We start from the raw sequence: 15,669 nt of genomic DNA on the forward strand, positions 1-15,669 counted from the left end.
CGGGCCCTTCTTGCTGGTGCCGCCAGCCGGTCAGTTGACCTGCCGGCCCATGCCGTCCCAGAACGGCTCGCGCAGCTTGCGGCGCAGCAGCTTGCCGGACGGGTTGCGCGGCAAGGCATCGACGAAGTCAATGCTCTTCGGAACCTTGAACCCCGCCAGACGCTGGCGCGTCCACGCGACGATGCTTTCGCGATCGGCAGCCTGCCCTGCCTTGAGCACGACGATGGCCTTGACCGCCTCGCCCCATTTCTCGTCGGGCACGCCGATCACGGCGACGTCGGCGACGATCGGATGGCCATAGATGGCGCTCTCGACCTCAGCCGGATAGACGTTCTCGCCGCCGCTGATGATCATGTCCTTGACGCGGTCATGGATGTAGAGATAGCCCTCCGCATCGAGATAGCCCGCGTCACCAGTGCGCAGCCAGCCATCGGCGTCGATCGTGCGCGCGGTCTCTTCGGGTTGCTTCCAGTAGCCGGACATATTGTGCGCGGAGCGGACCACGACCTCCCCGACTTCACCGGGCGCCAGTTCGCGGCCTTCGTAGTCGACCACCTTCAGTTCCACGCCTGGCAGCGGCTTGCCTGCGGCGCGCATGCGCGGCACTTCTTCGGTCGTATGGTCCTCGGGCGGCAGCGCCACCACGGTGCCCGTGGTTTCGGTCATGCCGTACTGCTGCACGAAGCCGCAGCCGAAGACTTCAATGCCTTCGCGCAACAGCGCCGCCGGAATAGGCGCCGCACCGTACAGCAGGTACTTCAGGCGCGAATAGTCGACCGATCGCGCGCGCGGATCGCGCAACACGATCTGCATCGCCGCCGGCACCATGAACAGCTTGCTGATGCGCTCGTACTCGATGAAGTCGAGCACCGCGCGCGGATCGAACTCTCTCGCCACCACGCCCTTGGCACCCGACAGCAGGTTGCGCAGGCCCCAGCCTGAGCCGCCGATATGCGCGACCGGCATCGCCACCAGCGAGATATCGTCCGCGGTCCAGTGCGACCAGGGAATCGATTCGCGCTCGCTGACCTCGGTGCCAATGGTCAGGTTGCGGTGGGTCAGCATGGCGCCCTTAGGTCGCCCCGTGGTACCCGAGGTGTAGAGCTGCAGCACGACATCATGCGCGTCGGGCTGGTGATCGGGCAGCGTGGCCGGATGCGCATCACGCCAGTCCGTGTAAACGGGCCAGTCCTGTGACCCGCCCGCTTCCATGGCGATGACCTGACGCACCATCGGCAGCGCGGGCAGCAAACCCTGCACCATCGCCGTTGACTCGGGACCGACGAACAGCATCACGGCATCGCAATGGCCGATGATGAATTCCACTTCGGGACCCGCCAGTCGCCAGCTTGCCGGCGTCATGACCGCGCCCATCTTGGCGGCGCCCAGCCACGCTTCGAAATAGTGGTCGCAGTTCTTGCCGATATAGCCGATACGATCGCCCGCGCGCACGCCGGCAGCCAGTAGCGCCTGCGCGACGCGGCTGGTATTGCGCTCGAACTTGGCGTAGCTCGTCTGCCGGCCTTCGAACGCGTAGGCCACGGCGTCGGGCCGGAGGCCTGCAAAGTGGCGCACCGCGTGAGGCAGCGTGGCCAGGTAGCTGAAATCCATCGACGTCTCCTCTTCTTATATGCAGAAACGGCCCGGCCAGGCCGGGCCGCAGCCGTCATCTGTGGATGCTTGCCGTTCCGATCAGCGCGGTGCCATGCGAATGGCGCCGTCCAGTCGCACGGACTCGCCATTGAAATAGCCGTTGCGGCACATCTCGACCGCGAGCGAGGCAAACTCTTCGGGCTGGCCCAGGCGCTTCGGGAACGGCACCGAGGCGCCCAGCGCGGCCTTGACGTTCTCGGGTGCGCCTTGCAGCAGCGGCGTGTTGAAGATGCCCGGCAGGATGGTGTTGACCCGGATACCTTCCCCGGAGAGATCGCGTGCGATCGGCAGCGTCATGCCAACCACGCCCGCCTTCGATGCCGAGTACGACGCCTGGCCGATCTGGCCGTCCTGCGCCGCCACCGAGGCGGTGCTGATGATCACGCCGCGGTCGCCGCTTGCAGTGTGGTCCAGCGTCAGCATGCCGGCCGCCGAGCGCGCGATGCAGCGGAACGTGCCGATCAGGTTGATCTGGACGATGCGTTCGAACGCGTCGGTCGGGAAGAACTTGATCTGCGACGGGTCTTCCTTCGAGCGCGACGCGGTCTTGATCGCGTTGCCGGTGCCCGCGCAGTTGACCAGGATGCGTTCCTGGCCGATGGCGGCGCGTGCCTTGGCAAAGCCGGCTTCGACTTCCGCTTCCGAGGTCACGTTGACCTGGCAAAACACGCCGCCCAGTTCGCGAGCCAGTGCTTCGCCCTTTTCGACATTGAGGTCAAACAGCGCGACGCGCACACCGTGCGCGGCCAGCGCGCGCGCCGTCGCCGCACCCAGGCCCGAAGCGCCGCCGGTCACGATAGCCGATACCGATGCATTGAGTTCCATTGCCGAGTTCCTTCCGTCTGTTTTTTGCAGGCCCGCGCCGCGCGAGCGGCAGGCCCGAAGTTGGTGTCTGAAACCGGCGCAGCACGGCGCCGGAGCGGGTTCGAGATTCGTGGATCGGGCCCTGACACGCATCGTCGGAAGCGACGAATGCACCGATGCGCCACTTTTTCCGCGCTGCGGCGGAACACAGAACCATCCGCATGCCAACTTGGGGACCGGCAAGGGGCCAATGCGCTACAGTGTCGCGCATGGACGGCCTGCCCATGACGCGGCTCCTGACCCATGCGCCCCTTCACCCCTGATGCCCGCTCGCTGCTGCTTGCTGCACTGCTGCTGCCGCTGATCCTGATACTGGTGCCCGGCCGGGCCGTGCATGCCGCGCCGGCAAACCCGCTGGCCGCCGCGATCAGGCAGGCCGATGCCCAGAATGCGCCAGCCAGTGCCCCGCTCGCCCAGTCGCTTGACCAGGTCATCGTCACGCTACAGGACGACACGCAGCGCAAAGCGCTGCTCGAACAACTGCAAGCACTGCGCAGTGGATTGAATGCCTCGGCGTCCGCACCGGTCGCGGCCGCCTCGTCGCCAGGACTGATCGGCGCCGTTGCGCAGGCACTCGATGAAGTCGATACGCATCTTCGCAAGGACCACGGCCCTTGGCACTACTGGCGCTGGCGTTCGCAGTTTGCCGCCGAGGAATGGCGGGACGGCGCGACGCTCCAAGGCACGCGTTCCGGTCTAGTTTCCCTGCGCGAGTTCGCCGCGGTCATCGGCGGCTGGGCGCTGTGCGGCTGGCTCTTGTGGGAAATCGGCCACCGCATCCGCGTGCGCCGCCGCATACGTGCCGAGACCACCGTCGCGCTGGTGCGCAAGCCGCGCGCCGGCTTGCCCGACGTGCCGTCCTGGATGGATGTCGGCATCTATATGCTGCGGCGCATCGGGCCGTGGATAGCCGCGTTCGGGCTCACGGTACTGCTCGCGTATCGTCATTACTCGCAGTCGCCGGCCAGCATGGCCGCCGTGATGGTGGCCCATGCCATCGTGGCCGGCGCCATCGCCAGCGCGGTCTGCCAGGTTATCTTCGCGCTGTTCCGCACCGCACATCGCCGCACGGCGGTACGCCAGTTGCTGTTGCACTCGCCGTGGCTGCTGTTCTGCACCGGCGCGCTGGCCGCACTCGGCAACAGCGCGACAGATCCCCGCATTACGACCACGCTCGGCACCAATCTGAGCGCCTTGATTTCGACAGGCGCCAACGTGGCAGCCGCGATCCTGATCGGCGTGTTCGCGCTGCGCTTCCGGCGCCAGGTGGGCCAGCTTATCGCGCAGCGTCCGCTCGAATTCCGCCAGTCGCATCCGGCCATGACGGACCTGCTGCGCCTGGCCGGCCAGGCCTGGCATCTGCCCGTGCTCGCCGTGGTCGTGGCATCGGTGATCGGCACCGTGCTGGCCGCCGGCCATGCCGATGTTTTCCTGCGCCGCACGGTGGCCTCGGTGTCGCTGTTCGTTGTCGCGCTGTTGCTGACATTGATCGCAGGCCGGTCCCCGAAGGCGAAGGTGCGTGCGCCGCGCATCCGCGACCGGCGGCGTTCCGCCTATCTGGAGCGCTTCGGCCGCTTCGCCATGGCGCTGGTGCGCGTGGTGATATGGATCTCCGTGATCGAACTGGGCACGCGCATCTGGGGGACGTCGGTGCTCCATCTGGTCGAAGCCTCGCCCGCGGGCCGGCACATTGCGGAGTCCGTGCTGAGCGTGACCGCCACAGTGCTGCTCGCGTGGCTGGTCTGGCTGCTGATCGACACGGCCATCACGCAGGCGCTGTCGCCTGCATACGGCCGGGCCGCGCAGCCCAGCATGCGCGCCAAGACCATCCTGCCGCTGGTGCGCAATGCGTCATTCGTGGCGCTGCTGGTCATCGCGATGATGGTGGTGCTGGCCAATCTCGGGGTCAATGTCACCCCGCTGCTCGCGGGTGCCGGCGTGGTCGGCCTGGCGATCGGGTTCGGCGCTCAGAGCCTGGTCCAGGACCTGATCACGGGGCTGTTCATCGTGATCGAGGACTCCATTGCCATTGGCGACTCCATCGAACTGCCCGACCATGCCGGCGTGGTCGAAGGCATGACCATCCGGACCGTCAAGCTGCGCGACGGCAAGGGCGCGCTGCACACGCTGCCGTACAGCCAGATCAAGGCTGTGAAGAACCTGTCCCGCGGGTATGGCTATGCGGTCTTCAACATTGGCATCGCCTACCAGAGCGACCTGGACCGCGCGCTGGAACTGATCCGGACCACCGGCGCCCAGATCGCGCACGACCACCGCTACTCCCACAAGCTGTTGTCCGGCCTGGACATCCTGGGCCTGGACCGCTTCGACCCGAGCGGCCCGGTGGTGCTGGCGCAGTTCAAGACCCGCCCGCTGATGCAGGCGGAAATCACGCGCGCGTTCAACGCCCTGCTCAAGCGGCAGTTCGACACCAACGGTATCCGCATGGCGTCGCCCAGCCTGACCATCCAGCTCGACGGCGGAACGGCCGGCGCGGCAAGCGTCGAAGCCGTCATGCCGCGTACTGAATGAGATTCTTAAATCACGCAGAAACGGGTACGTTGTCGCTTTTGAGAAACGCGGCTGTCACTTTGACGTCGAAATTTCTTCATGACTCGGTATAGCGCATTAACATCCGCGTTATGCAAGCGTCGACATATTGCCAATGCGGTCCCGCTGCGCTCGCTTGACTGAGCGCTAGCCCCCCAAGGCGGGGATAAATCGAACTGGATTGTTTGGCATGATTGCCGGCATGCAGCATGGACAATGCTTGCAGAGCATCTTGCACGCGGTACCGTCACGTTACGGTGCCGTGGCCACGGCGCGCACAAGAACGCCCGGGCACCACAGCAGCAAGGGAAACACAAAACAGCAGCCATCTTGAAATGGCGATCGGTAAAGGCGTTTGCCACCGGGGGAACTGAATATGGGCGAACACCCGACGACCGACGATGATTTTCATCGTCTGGTCGACTGCATCTACGAGTCCGCAATGGACGTGGCGGCCATGCCCGCCGCTCTGGACCTGTTTTCGCGCTACACAGCCACAGGCAGCCCGCGCTACCTGATCTGGGACAAGCTGTCCGGCCATGCCCGGCTCGGCGTCACCCCGCACGGCTGTTTCACGAGCGGCGTCAGCCTGCCCGACGGCGTCATCCCGCCATCGGATCCGGGCCAGCCGTCATACGCGGGGCCCGCACTAGCCATCGCCGGCGATGCAGAGCCCATGGCGGACAGCGTCGCGACAGCGGTTGCCGTCTCGCGCGACGGCGACGAACTCGAACAGGGCATCCGGCTGATCGACACCGCCGAGATCTGCGTACTCATGAGCGGCACCAGCACGGGACACAGCCATGTCAGCCGATCCGTACGCGAACGCCGGCTGGCCCATGTCATGCCGCACTGGGCGCGCGCCGCGCGCTTGCAGCAGCGCAACTTCGAGCTGAGCGGACTGGCTTCGCTGGGTCTGGCCGGACTCGACACGCTGGACTTCGGCGTGATGGTGCTGCAGGCGGACATGCGCGTGCGCTATGCCAACAGCTGGGCCGAGGCCCTGGTGCAGGCCGACAGCAACCTGTCGCTCGAACAAGGCCTGCTGCACGCGCGCGATCCATCGCTGCAGTCTGTGCTGCACGGACTGCTCGATGGCGCCGTGCGCGGCCGCGGTGCCGACGCGGCCTCGGGATCGTGGATGCACATCACCTCCGGCGGACAACCGGTGCCGATCATCGTCGTGCCGCTGGTGTCGCGCCAGCCCGTGGAAGGTCCCTGGCAGTTGCCGGCGGCGATGATGCTGCTAGGCAACTCGGAATCGCGGTCGGTGCTTGATGCGGCGGTGTTGACCTCATTGTTTGGGCTGTCGCGCAAGGAAAGCATTATTGCCATCCGGCTGGCTGCCGGTGAAACGCTTAACGAGATTGCTGAGCGGGAGTTCCTGTCGCCGCATACCGTGCGGGTGCATATCCGGGATACGTTGCGAAAAACCGGAACCCATCGGCAGTCGGAGTTGGTGAGGTTGTTGCACCTGTTGCCGGGGGTGAATCTAGTGCGGGCAGGAGCTATATCCGCTGCGCGGCCCAAGGGGGGGAGGCAAGGGAAAAGCAGGTGAGGATTGTCGCTCTTGGCCGGCGCTGGTGTTTCGCGGGCCAAGAGCGACACCCCAACCCCAACCCAAAGGCCCCTTTTAACCCCCCACCGCCTCCAACGCCGCCCCCAAAAACCTCTCCACCTGCCGATCCGCATCATCGGCCCGCGCCGCGAACGCAATCCCGATCCGCCCCGCCGGCCGCGGGCTGGAGAGCGGCAAAAACCGCACCCGCCGGTTCGCATACCGCGTCGCCACGCTAGGCACCAGTGCCACGCCAAGCCCACTCTCCACCAGACTGATAATGGTCTGGACCTGCACCGCCTCCTGCGCCACGCGCGGCACAAACCCGGCTTGCTGGCACAGCATCATTGACACCGCATGCAGGTTCGGCACCGCCGCCGCCGGATGCATGATGAACGGCTCGGCCGCGAGCGCCTTCAGCGGAATCGATTCCTCCTTCGCATGCGGGCTGTCCGCAGGCACGGCCGCGACGAAGACGTCGCTCTCCAGCGGTGTCAGCGTGTAGCCGCCGCTGCTCAGGATCGGGAAGCGCACCAGCCCGGCATCCAGCCGGTGCTTCTCGAGCTGGTCCAGGATGTTCGCGGTGGTGGATTCATGCAGCACTAGCTCGATCCCCGGGTGAGCGGCGCGGAAGGCGGGGATCAGCTTGGGCAGCAGCGCATAGGTCGCTGAACCGACAAAGCCGATCCGCAGCGCGCCGCGTTCGCCTTGCGCAGCCGCCATCGCCGCGGCGCGTGCCTGCCCCGCATGGAACAACGCGCGCCGCGCATCCTGCAGCGCTGCTTCTCCGGCCTGGGTCAGCCTCACGCCGCGCGGTGTTCTCACGAACAGCGCGGTGCCGAGCTGCTCTTCGAGCTTGCGGATGGAAATGGACAGCGGCGGCTGCGCCATGTGCAGGCGTTCGGCAGCCCGGTGGAAGTTGCCGGTCTCGGCCAGGGCAACGAACTGCTGGAGTTGACGCAGATCCATCTCGATATCCAGTGAATATCAGTTTCTAAAAAACTAATATTAGACCAGACATGTCCCGGTGATCTACGCTGTGCTCACAGTAAAGATCCGGAGACAGACGCATGCTGCCCTTAGCAGGCATCCGCGTGATCGACCTTTCCACGGTCGTGATGGGCCCCTACGCGAGCCAGTGGCTGGCCGACCTTGGCGCCGAGGTCATCAAGGTCGAGCCGCCCGAAGGCGACTCCACCCGGCGTACCGGCCCGGCCGCCGAAGCCGGCATGGCCGCCATCTTCCTCGGCGTGAACCGCAGCAAGAAGAGCATCGTGCTCGACCTGAAGCAGCCCGCCGCGCAGGAAGCGCTGGACCGCCTGCTGTCCGGCGCGGACGTGCTGATGCACAGCATGCGCCCGCAGAAGCTGGCCGCGCTGGGCCTGGCTCCGGCCAATGTGAAGGCACGCCATCCGCAACTGGTCTACGTGAGTCTGCTGGGCTTTGCCGAGGAAGGCCCGTACGGCGGACGCCCTGCCTACGACGACATCATCCAGGGACTTGCCGGCAACGCCGCGCTGATGGCGGCGCAGACCGGCAGCAGCCGCTATTTCCCGACCATTGCCGCCGACAAGACCAGCGGATTGGTGGCAGCGCTGTCAATATGCGCGGCACTGGCCGGCCGTGCGCGCGGCGACGGACAAGGCACGATGGTCGAGGTGCCGATGTTCGAATCGATGGTCGCGTTCAACCTGGTCGAGCACTTCTATGGCCGGCATTTCGAGCCGCCGCGTGGGGGCACCGGTTATCCGCGCGTGCTGGCGCCGCTGCGCCGCCCATACCAGAGCGCCGACGGCCATGTCTGCATGATGCCGTACACCGATGCCCACTGGCGCGACTTCTTCCGCGCCGCCGGCCGCCCCGAACTGGCCGCCGATGCGCGCTTCACCGATATCTCCGCGCGCACCGCGAACATCGAGACGCTGTACGAGATCACGGGCGAAATCGTGGGCGGGCACAGTACCGCGCATTGGCTGGAGCTATGCGAATCCCTGCAGATTCCGGTGGCACGGATCAACGAACTCGACGACCTGCCCGACGATCCGCACCTTCGCGCGACCGGCTTTTTCGAGCCGGTTGAAGACGCCGCGATGGGCACGCTGCGCTTTCCCGGTGCGCCGGTGCGCTTCGACGGCACGCGCGCGCCGATCGGCGTGCCGCCGCGCCTCGGCGAGCACACCGCGGAGCTGCTGGCGCAGGCCGGCCTGACACAGCAGGACATTGACGGGCTATATGCCACGGGCGCCGCCCGCGGTACTTCCGGCAGCAAGAACGACACCAAGGAGACAGCATGACGAAAAGCGACCTGCCGCGGCTCGGCCAGGGCTTCTACTGGCAGGACCTGAAGGAAGGCCAGGCCTTCCGGACTTTCCGCCGCACCGTCACCGAGACCGACCTCGTCAACTTCATCTCGGTCACCGGCATGGTCGAGGCCATCTTTATCGAGGACGGCTACGACGGCGGCGCGATCGGCGGGCGGCCGGTTCCGGGCGCGCTGACGTACACGCTGATCGAGGGCTTCATCCTGCAGACCATGATCCAGGGCACGGGGCTCGCGATGCTTGAACTCACGCAGCAGATCCTGGCTCCGGTTGTCGTCGGCGACACGGTATGGGCCACGGTCACGGTGACCGGCATCCGGCCGACGTCTCGCAGCGGCCGCGCAGTGGTCGATTCCGCGATCGAGGTCTTCAACCAGCGCAACGAGAAAGTCATGACGTACACGGCACGGCGACTGCTGGCAGGACGCGCCGACTGAAGCCTGCCGCGCCCGGCGGACCGCATTGGAATTGACCTGACGATTTCGTGGAGGAGACAACAGATGAAGGCAAAGACCCTCATTAAGACCATGGCCGCGCTCGTGCCGGCCTTGCTCGCCAGCGCGACTGCGCTGGCACAGGATGGTGCCGGCTTCCCGGCCCATCCGATCCGTCTGGTAGTGCCGTTCCCGCCGGGCGGCCCAACCGACCTGGTGTCGCGCGTGATCGCCAAGCGCATGACGGACGAGCTGGGCCAGCAAGTGCTGGTGGACAACCGTCCCGGCGCCAACGGCAATATCGCCGCCGAGATCGTCGCCAAGGCGCCGGCCGACGGCTATACCGTGCTGTACAACACCTCGTCGATCGCACTGAGCCCCGCGCTCTACAGCAAGCTGACCTACGACGTGCGGCGCGACTTCGCGCCGGTGGTGCTGACCGCCATGGTGCCGCTGGTGCTCGAAGTCAACGCGCAACTGCCGGTGCAAAACGTCAAGGAATTCATCCAGTACGCCAAGGCCCATCCCGACAAGCTGACTTATGGCTCCGCTGGCAATGGCAACGTCACGCACTTGGCTGCGTTCCTGTTCCTGCAGGCCAACGGCCTGAACGCGGTACACGCGCCGTACAAGGGCAGCGCGCCCGCGCTCACGGACCTGGCAGGCGGGCAGGTGCAGTTCATGACCGACACCATCAATTCGTCGCTGCCGTTCATCCGCGACAAGCGCATGCGCGCCCTGGCCGTGACCAGCAGCACGCGCAGCTCGCAATTGCCGGACGTGCCGACCGTGGCCGAAACCGTCATGCCGGGCTTTGAAGTCGGCGCCTGGCAGGGCATGATGGTCCCCGCCAAAACGCCGCCGGAAATCGTCCGCAAGCTCAACGCCGCGACCATGAAGGCGCTGGCCAACCCCGAAACCCGATCCGCGCTGGCCGCGCAGGGCGCCGAGCCGCGCGGCTCGACGCCCGAGGCCTATGCGAGCTACCTGTCCGCCGAGATGACGCGCTGGCGCAAGGTGGTCAAGGACTCCGGCGCCACGCTCGACTGACACGCACCTGGATATTCAACGTGACCGCACTGCTTTCCACTTTCCAGCTCACCAGCCTGCCGCCGCACGCCATGGCGTTCCGCGAGCAGGTCCGGGCCTTCCTGGCCGAACAGATGCCGAAGCTGCCGCCCGAAGTCCGCGCACGCTCGTGGATGGGCTTTGACGCTGCCTTCAGCCGCGCACTCGCCGCGCGCGGCTGGGTCGGGATCACGCTGCCGGCCGAGTACGGCGGTGCCGGCCTGGATCCGTTCTCGCGCTTCGTGCTGGTCGAAGAACTGCTGGCCGCCGGTGCACCGGTATCGGCCCACTGGATTGCCGACCGCCAGAGCGGTCCGCTGATCCTGCGCTACGGCAATGCGGCGCAGAAGGCCAAGTACCTGGCCGCCATCTGCCGCGGCGAAGCGTTCTTCTGCATCGGCATGAGCGAGCCCAACTCGGGCTCCGACCTCGCGAGCGTGGCGACGCGTGCCGTGCGGCAAGCGGATGGAACCTGGCTCCTCAATGGCCGCAAGATCTGGACGACGAACGCGAACCACTGCCACTACATGATTGCGCTGGTCCGCACCTCTGGCACGCCACAGGACCGGCAGACGGGGTTGTCGCAGGTGATCGTCGACCTTTCGGCACCCGGCGTCACGGTGCGGCCGATCCAGGACCTGACTGGCGATGCGCATTTCTCGGAAGTCAGCTTCGAAGACGTGGTGCTGGCGCCCGACGCGCTGGTCGGCCAGGAAGGCAGCGGCTGGGAACAGGTCAATGCGGAACTCGCCTTCGAGCGCAGTGGCCCGGAGCGGCTGTACTCGAGCGTGGTGCTGCTCGATACGTGGCTGGCCGCGCTGCGGCGCCTGCCCGAAGCGCGGCGCGACACCGTCACCGCCGGCCGGCTGGTCGGCCACCTTGCGGTGCTGCGGTCCATGTCGCTGGCCGTAACGGCGCGCTTGGCCGCCGGCGAAAGCCCGGTGGTCGAAGCCGCGCTGGTTAAGGATCTCGGCACGACGTTCGAGCAGTCGATCCCGGCGCTTGTCGAAGCCGCGCTCGGCGACGAACCGGCACTCGCGGCCGATGGCGCGCTGTACCGCACGCTGGCCTATGTCACGCAGATCGCCCCGTCCTATTCGCTGCGCGGCGGCACGCGCGAGATCCTGCGCGGCATGATTGCGCGCGGCCTGGGTCTGCGCTGAACGCGTCCGTTACTGAGTCCACCGCCATGCATAACACCTATTCCGACGCGCTCGACGCCCTGCTGCGCGATCTTTGCCAACCTGCCACGGTCCGTGCCATCGAACAGGGTGCCGATACGGCGCCACTGTGGCAAGCGCTGCTGGAAAGCGGCTTTGCCGACTGCCTGCTGCCTGAATCGGCCGATGGCGCCGGACTATCCCTGTCCGACGCGGCCCCGGTGCTCTACGTACTGGGTCGTCACGCCATGCCGCTGCCGCTCGCGCAGACGCTGTTCGCCCGCGCGCTGCTACACGCGCACGGCGTGCAGGCGCCAGCCGAACCGATCGCACTCGCAAGTTTCGATGACGAGAGCCCAGCCACGCTGGTGGCCGACGCCCGCCACGCGGGCTGGTTCCTGGTGCAGACCGGCACCCGCTGCGTACTGCTGCCGGCGTCCACCGCCGGTGCCGAGCCGACCGGCGCCCACGCCGACCTGACCGTGCGCCTGCGCCGCCCCGATATCCAGGCTGAACGGGCCTTCGAACTGCCCGCCGGCACGCTGCGCACCATCGGCGCCTGCCTGCATGCCGCGCAGATGGCCGGCGCACTGTCCCAGGTCATGGACATGACGCTGCAGTACGCCAACGACCGCCTGCAGTTCGGGCGCGCGATCGGCAAATTCCAGGCCATCCAGCACCAGATCAGCGAGATGGCCGAGCACGTTGCCGCCTCGCGGTTGGCCGCACAGATCGCGTGCGAAGGCTCGGGCAGCACGCCCGATCCGGCCCGCGCCGCCATCGGCAAGTTGCGCGCGAGCGACGCGGTCACGCCCGTGGCCGCCATCGCCCATGCGGTGCACGGCGCCATCGGCATCACCGAGGAATTCGACCTGCAGCTCTACACGCGCCGGCTGCACGCATGGCGCGTGGCCGACGGTTCGGATCGCTGGTGGAGCCGCGTGCTCGGCGAGCTTGTGTGCGCGGAGCCATCACGCGGCGCGGTGGAACTGGTGCGAGACTGGTGCGAGACCGCTGGCTGACATCCGAAACGAAACGGCGGCCCGGTTAGGGCCGCCGTTTCGTACACGGAAAACTCTCAGGCTCAGGCCGCTAGGCTCAGCCCGCCACCGGGCACCTTGCGGTGGCGGCGTTCCGGCTTGCACTCGTACTTGAGTTCGCGCCGGCCATCCTCATACGCCACTTCCAGCCGCACGTTGAAGCCCCACAGGCGCGTCACGTGGCGGATCACCTCGTCGAAGTTGTGCGAAAGCGGCCGGCGGTCGCTTTGCTGGTGACGCAAGGTCAGCGAGCGGTCCCCACCCACATCGACATTGGTGACCTGGATATTCGGCTCCATGCCGGACAAGTCGTACTGCGAGGCCAGCAGCTGCCGGATCATGCGATAGCCCTCATCGTTATGGATGGCCGTCACGCGCAGCTTGTTCTCGCGGTCGTCGTCGAGCACCGAGAACAGCTTGAGTTCGCGAATGACGCGCGGCGACAGGAACTGGAGCAGGAAGCTCTCGTCCTTGAAGTTGCGCATGGCGAAGTCGAGCGTGGTACGCCAGTCCGAGCCGGCGATCTCCGGCGCCCAGTAGCGGTCCTCGTCGTCCGGGTTCTCGCACATGCGGCGCAGGTCCTGGAACATCAGGAAGCCCAGCGTGTACGGGTTCAGGCCACTGTAGTATGGGCTGTGGTACGGCGGCTGGTAGATCACATTGGTGTGCGCCTGCAGCAATTCCAGCATGAACGCGTCGTTGACCAGCTTTTCCTCGTAGAGCTGGTGGATGATCGTGTAGTGCCAGAACGTGGCCCAGCCTTCGTTCATCACCTTGGTCTGGCGCTGCGGGTAGAAGTACTGCGCGATCTTACGCACGATGCGCACGATCTCGCGCTGCCACGGCGCGAGCTTGGGCGCGTTCTTCTCGATGAAGTAGAGCAGGTTCTCCTGGGGCTCCGGCGGGAAGGTGCCTTCCGGCTCGACCGCGTCGTCATCCGCCGCAAGCGCGTGCGAGCGGTGCTTGGGCAGCGTGCGCCACAAATCGTTGACCTGCATCTGCAGGTAGTTCTCGCGCTCGGTCTGACGTGCCTGCTCTTCGGTGATCGACAACTTCTTGGGTCGCTTGTAGCGGTCTACGCCATAGTTTTGCAGTGCGTGACAGGAGTCGAGCAGGAGTTCCACCTCTTGCTCGCCATAGCGCTGCTCGCATTCGGCCACGTAGTTCTTGGCGAACAGCAAGTAATCAATGATGGCGTCCGCGTTGGTCCAGGCGCGGAACAGGTAGTTGCCCTTGAAGAAGGAGTTATGGCCGTAGCACGCATGCGCGATGGTGAGCGCCTGCATGGGCAGCGTGTTTTCCTCCATCAGGTAGGCGATGCAGGGGTTGGAGTTGATTACGATCTCGTAGGCCAGCCCCATGTGGCCGCGCTGGTAGCTGCGTTCCGAGGCCAGGAAGTGCTTGCCGTATGACCAGTGGCTGTATCCCACCGGAAGGCCGGCCGATGCATAGGCATCCAGCATCTGCTCGGCGGTGATGATCTCGATCTGGTTGGGATAGGTGTCCAGGCCGAATTCGCCGGCAATACGGGCGATCTCGCGGTCATACCGGTTGATCAGCTCGAAGGTCCATTCCGAACCCGTGGAGAGATAAGCCATCTTCACCCCCATCTGGCGGGCAAGCGGGCCGCTCCCGGCATACGTTGCCCGGGACGGCGACGCTGCGCCGCGTTGCCACTGTCAACGTCCTGCTGGTCCACCGGAACCGGTGGACCGGAAAGGCCCTTTTGCCCGTCAGGCCGCGCGCTTCTGGAACAGGTCGTGCAGAACCGGATAAATCTCGTCCGGACTGATGATGCGCTGCATCGCGAAGTGCTCGAACTGACCTTTGACCGTCAGGTACTCTTCCCAGAGATTCTGCGGTTCCTCCGAGGCAACCTCCACATACGCGTAGTACTGCACCAGCGGCAGGATCGACTCGCGCAGCAAACGACCACACAGCTCGGAATCTCCGGCCCAGTTGTCGCCGTCGGATGCCTGCGCACAGTAGATGTTCCACTGGCTGGGCGGATAGCGGTCATGGATGACCTCGACCATCAGCTTCAGCGCGCTCGACACCACGGTACCACCGGACTCACGCGAATGGAAGAAATCCTCCTCTTCCACCTCCTTGGCCACGGTGTGATGGCGAATGAACACCACGTCGATGCGCTCGTAGTTACGTTTCAGGAACAGGTACAGCAGCATGAAGAAGCGCTTGGCGAGATCCTTGCGGCTCTCGTCCATCGAGCCCGAGACGTCCATCAGGCAGAACATCACCGCCTGGGCCTGCGGCCGCTTCTTGAGCACGCGGTTGTTGTAGCGCAGGTCGAGCTTCTCGATGAACGGTACGCGGTCGATGCAGGCACGCAGGTGCCGCATCTCTTTCATCAGCTCGAGCGCGGAGTCCGCGTAAGGACCTTCCTTCTCCAGCGCCTCGTTGTAAGCGTCCTCCAGTTCGCGCAGGCGCTTCTGGTACGGGCTGGACAACGCAATGCGCCGGCCGATCGAACTGCGCATGGTGCGCAGGATCGACAGGTTCGAAGGCGTGCCGTCGATCGAGTAGCCGGCGCGCACCTTGCGCACTTCCGCGATCTTGGCAAGGTGGCGCTTGGCCAGGTCCGGCAGCGCCATGTCCTCGAAGAAGAAATTCAGGAAATCCTCGCGCGACAGCGTGAAGACGAAATCGTCCTCGCCCTCGCCGCTATCGCTGGCGCGCGAACCGGTTCCGCCGCCGCCCTGCTGCTGGCGGTCGAATGAATCCCCCCGGACGAACTTCTTGTTGCCGGGATGGATCCATTCACGCCGCCCGCCCGGGCCGTGATGAAAGATCGGCTCGGAGATGTCCTTGACCGGAATGGACACCTGACCGCTTTGCTCGATGTCCATGATCTTCCGGCCGGACACCGCCTTCGCAACCGCCTGGCGTATCTGCTCTCGGTAGCGCTTGATAAAGCGCTGCTTGTTGACGGCACTTTTGTTGCCGCCGTTCTCACGCCTGTCGATGACCGTGCCCATGTATATGCCTTCGAAAAGAGGCCTG

Annotated in this window: 12 protein-coding genes; 7 read left to right on the plus strand and 5 right to left on the minus strand. The window is 65.8% G+C overall.

The features are described from left to right. Positions 1 to 30 precede the first annotated feature (30 nt). Together K2O51_RS03580 and K2O51_RS03585 are read right to left on the minus strand one after the other, a co-directional pair. Complete coding sequence (locus K2O51_RS03580; protein WP_220630487.1) at positions 31 to 1,611, minus strand: fatty acid--CoA ligase; 1,581 nt, start codon at positions 1,609 to 1,611, stop codon at positions 31 to 33. Positions 1,612 to 1,692: 81 nt separating this feature from the next. Continuing rightward, positions 1,693 to 2,478 carry an SDR family NAD(P)-dependent oxidoreductase gene (locus K2O51_RS03585; RefSeq protein ID WP_220630488.1) on the minus strand — a complete coding sequence of 262 codons (786 nt, stop codon included), beginning with the start codon at positions 2,476 to 2,478 and terminating at the stop codon, positions 1,693 to 1,695. A 282-nt stretch (positions 2,479 to 2,760) separates the two neighbouring features. Here K2O51_RS03585 and K2O51_RS03590 point away from each other — a divergent pair, with 282 nt between their 5' ends. Both K2O51_RS03590 and K2O51_RS03595 read left to right on the plus strand, forming a co-directional pair. Then, on the plus strand, positions 2,761 to 5,049 hold the full coding sequence (locus tag K2O51_RS03590; RefSeq protein WP_220630489.1) for a mechanosensitive ion channel family protein: 2,289 nt from the start codon (positions 2,761 to 2,763) through the stop codon (positions 5,047 to 5,049). Positions 5,050 to 5,443: 394 nt separating this feature from the next. Next, positions 5,444 to 6,625, plus strand: a complete 1,182-nt coding sequence (locus tag K2O51_RS03595; protein WP_220630490.1) for a helix-turn-helix transcriptional regulator — start codon at positions 5,444 to 5,446, stop codon at positions 6,623 to 6,625. Between the two features lie 75 nt (positions 6,626 to 6,700). Here the strand turns inward: K2O51_RS03595 and K2O51_RS03600 are convergent, their stop codons facing one another. Then, entirely contained in the window at positions 6,701 to 7,594 is an 894-nt protein-coding gene (locus K2O51_RS03600; RefSeq protein WP_011299686.1) for a LysR family transcriptional regulator, read from the minus strand. Between the two features lie 101 nt (positions 7,595 to 7,695). Here K2O51_RS03600 and K2O51_RS03605 point away from each other — a divergent pair, with 101 nt between their 5' ends. From K2O51_RS03605 to K2O51_RS03625, 5 genes are all read left to right on the plus strand, one after another. Then, on the plus strand, positions 7,696 to 8,919 hold the full coding sequence (locus K2O51_RS03605; RefSeq protein WP_140949812.1) for a CaiB/BaiF CoA transferase family protein: 1,224 nt from the start codon (positions 7,696 to 7,698) through the stop codon (positions 8,917 to 8,919). After that, complete coding sequence (locus tag K2O51_RS03610; protein ID WP_011299684.1) at positions 8,916 to 9,383, plus strand: MaoC family dehydratase; 468 nt, start codon at positions 8,916 to 8,918, stop codon at positions 9,381 to 9,383. The genes K2O51_RS03605 and K2O51_RS03610 overlap by 4 nt, the downstream gene beginning before the upstream one ends. A 63-nt stretch (positions 9,384 to 9,446) precedes the next feature. After that, a complete protein-coding gene (locus tag K2O51_RS03615) occupies positions 9,447 to 10,430 on the plus strand; it encodes a tripartite tricarboxylate transporter substrate binding protein (RefSeq protein WP_220630491.1) in 984 nt (327 codons plus the stop codon). 20 nt (positions 10,431 to 10,450) lie between these two features. Next, positions 10,451 to 11,611: an acyl-CoA dehydrogenase family protein gene (locus tag K2O51_RS03620; protein WP_220630492.1), complete on the plus strand. Its 1,161-nt coding sequence runs from the start codon at positions 10,451 to 10,453 to the stop codon at positions 11,609 to 11,611. 26 nt (positions 11,612 to 11,637) lie between these two features. Then, on the plus strand, positions 11,638 to 12,630 hold the full coding sequence (locus K2O51_RS03625; RefSeq protein WP_220630493.1) for an acyl-CoA dehydrogenase family protein: 993 nt from the start codon (positions 11,638 to 11,640) through the stop codon (positions 12,628 to 12,630). Positions 12,631 to 12,692: 62 nt separating this feature from the next. Here the strand turns inward: K2O51_RS03625 and K2O51_RS03630 are convergent, their stop codons facing one another. Both K2O51_RS03630 and K2O51_RS03635 read right to left on the minus strand, forming a co-directional pair. After that, positions 12,693 to 14,246, minus strand: a complete 1,554-nt coding sequence (locus K2O51_RS03630; RefSeq protein WP_011299680.1) for a SpoVR family protein — start codon at positions 14,244 to 14,246, stop codon at positions 12,693 to 12,695. A gap of 135 nt (positions 14,247 to 14,381) precedes the next feature. Then, on the minus strand, positions 14,382 to 15,644 hold the full coding sequence (locus K2O51_RS03635; RefSeq protein WP_011299679.1) for a YeaH/YhbH family protein: 1,263 nt from the start codon (positions 15,642 to 15,644) through the stop codon (positions 14,382 to 14,384). Between the last annotated feature and the right edge of the window lie 25 nt (positions 15,645 to 15,669).

Source organism: Cupriavidus pinatubonensis, assembly GCF_019602855.1.
In the GTDB taxonomy this organism is placed as follows: Bacteria; Pseudomonadota; Gammaproteobacteria; order Burkholderiales; family Burkholderiaceae; genus Cupriavidus; species Cupriavidus pinatubonensis.

Excerpts from the sequence above, each read along its gene's own strand:
- K2O51_RS03605 (WP_140949812.1), top strand. The coding sequence starts at position 7,696 with ATGCTGCCCTTAGCAGGCATCCGCGTGATCGACCTTTCCACGGTCGTG.
- K2O51_RS03635 (WP_011299679.1), bottom strand. The coding sequence starts at position 15,644 with ATGGGCACGGTCATCGACAGGCGTGAGAACGGCGGCAACAAAAGTGCC.
- K2O51_RS03625 (WP_220630493.1), top strand. The coding sequence starts at position 11,638 with ATGCATAACACCTATTCCGACGCGCTCGACGCCCTGCTGCGCGATCTT.
- K2O51_RS03610 (WP_011299684.1), top strand. The coding sequence starts at position 8,916 with ATGACGAAAAGCGACCTGCCGCGGCTCGGCCAGGGCTTCTACTGGCAG.
- K2O51_RS03630 (WP_011299680.1), bottom strand. The coding sequence starts at position 14,246 with ATGGCTTATCTCTCCACGGGTTCGGAATGGACCTTCGAGCTGATCAAC.
- K2O51_RS03580 (WP_220630487.1), bottom strand. The coding sequence starts at position 1,611 with ATGGATTTCAGCTACCTGGCCACGCTGCCTCACGCGGTGCGCCACTTT.
- K2O51_RS03615 (WP_220630491.1), top strand. The coding sequence starts at position 9,447 with ATGAAGGCAAAGACCCTCATTAAGACCATGGCCGCGCTCGTGCCGGCC.
- K2O51_RS03585 (WP_220630488.1), bottom strand. The coding sequence starts at position 2,478 with ATGGAACTCAATGCATCGGTATCGGCTATCGTGACCGGCGGCGCTTCG.
- K2O51_RS03600 (WP_011299686.1), bottom strand. The coding sequence starts at position 7,594 with ATGGATCTGCGTCAACTCCAGCAGTTCGTTGCCCTGGCCGAGACCGGC.
- K2O51_RS03590 (WP_220630489.1), top strand. The coding sequence starts at position 2,761 with ATGCGCCCCTTCACCCCTGATGCCCGCTCGCTGCTGCTTGCTGCACTG.
- K2O51_RS03595 (WP_220630490.1), top strand. The coding sequence starts at position 5,444 with ATGGGCGAACACCCGACGACCGACGATGATTTTCATCGTCTGGTCGAC.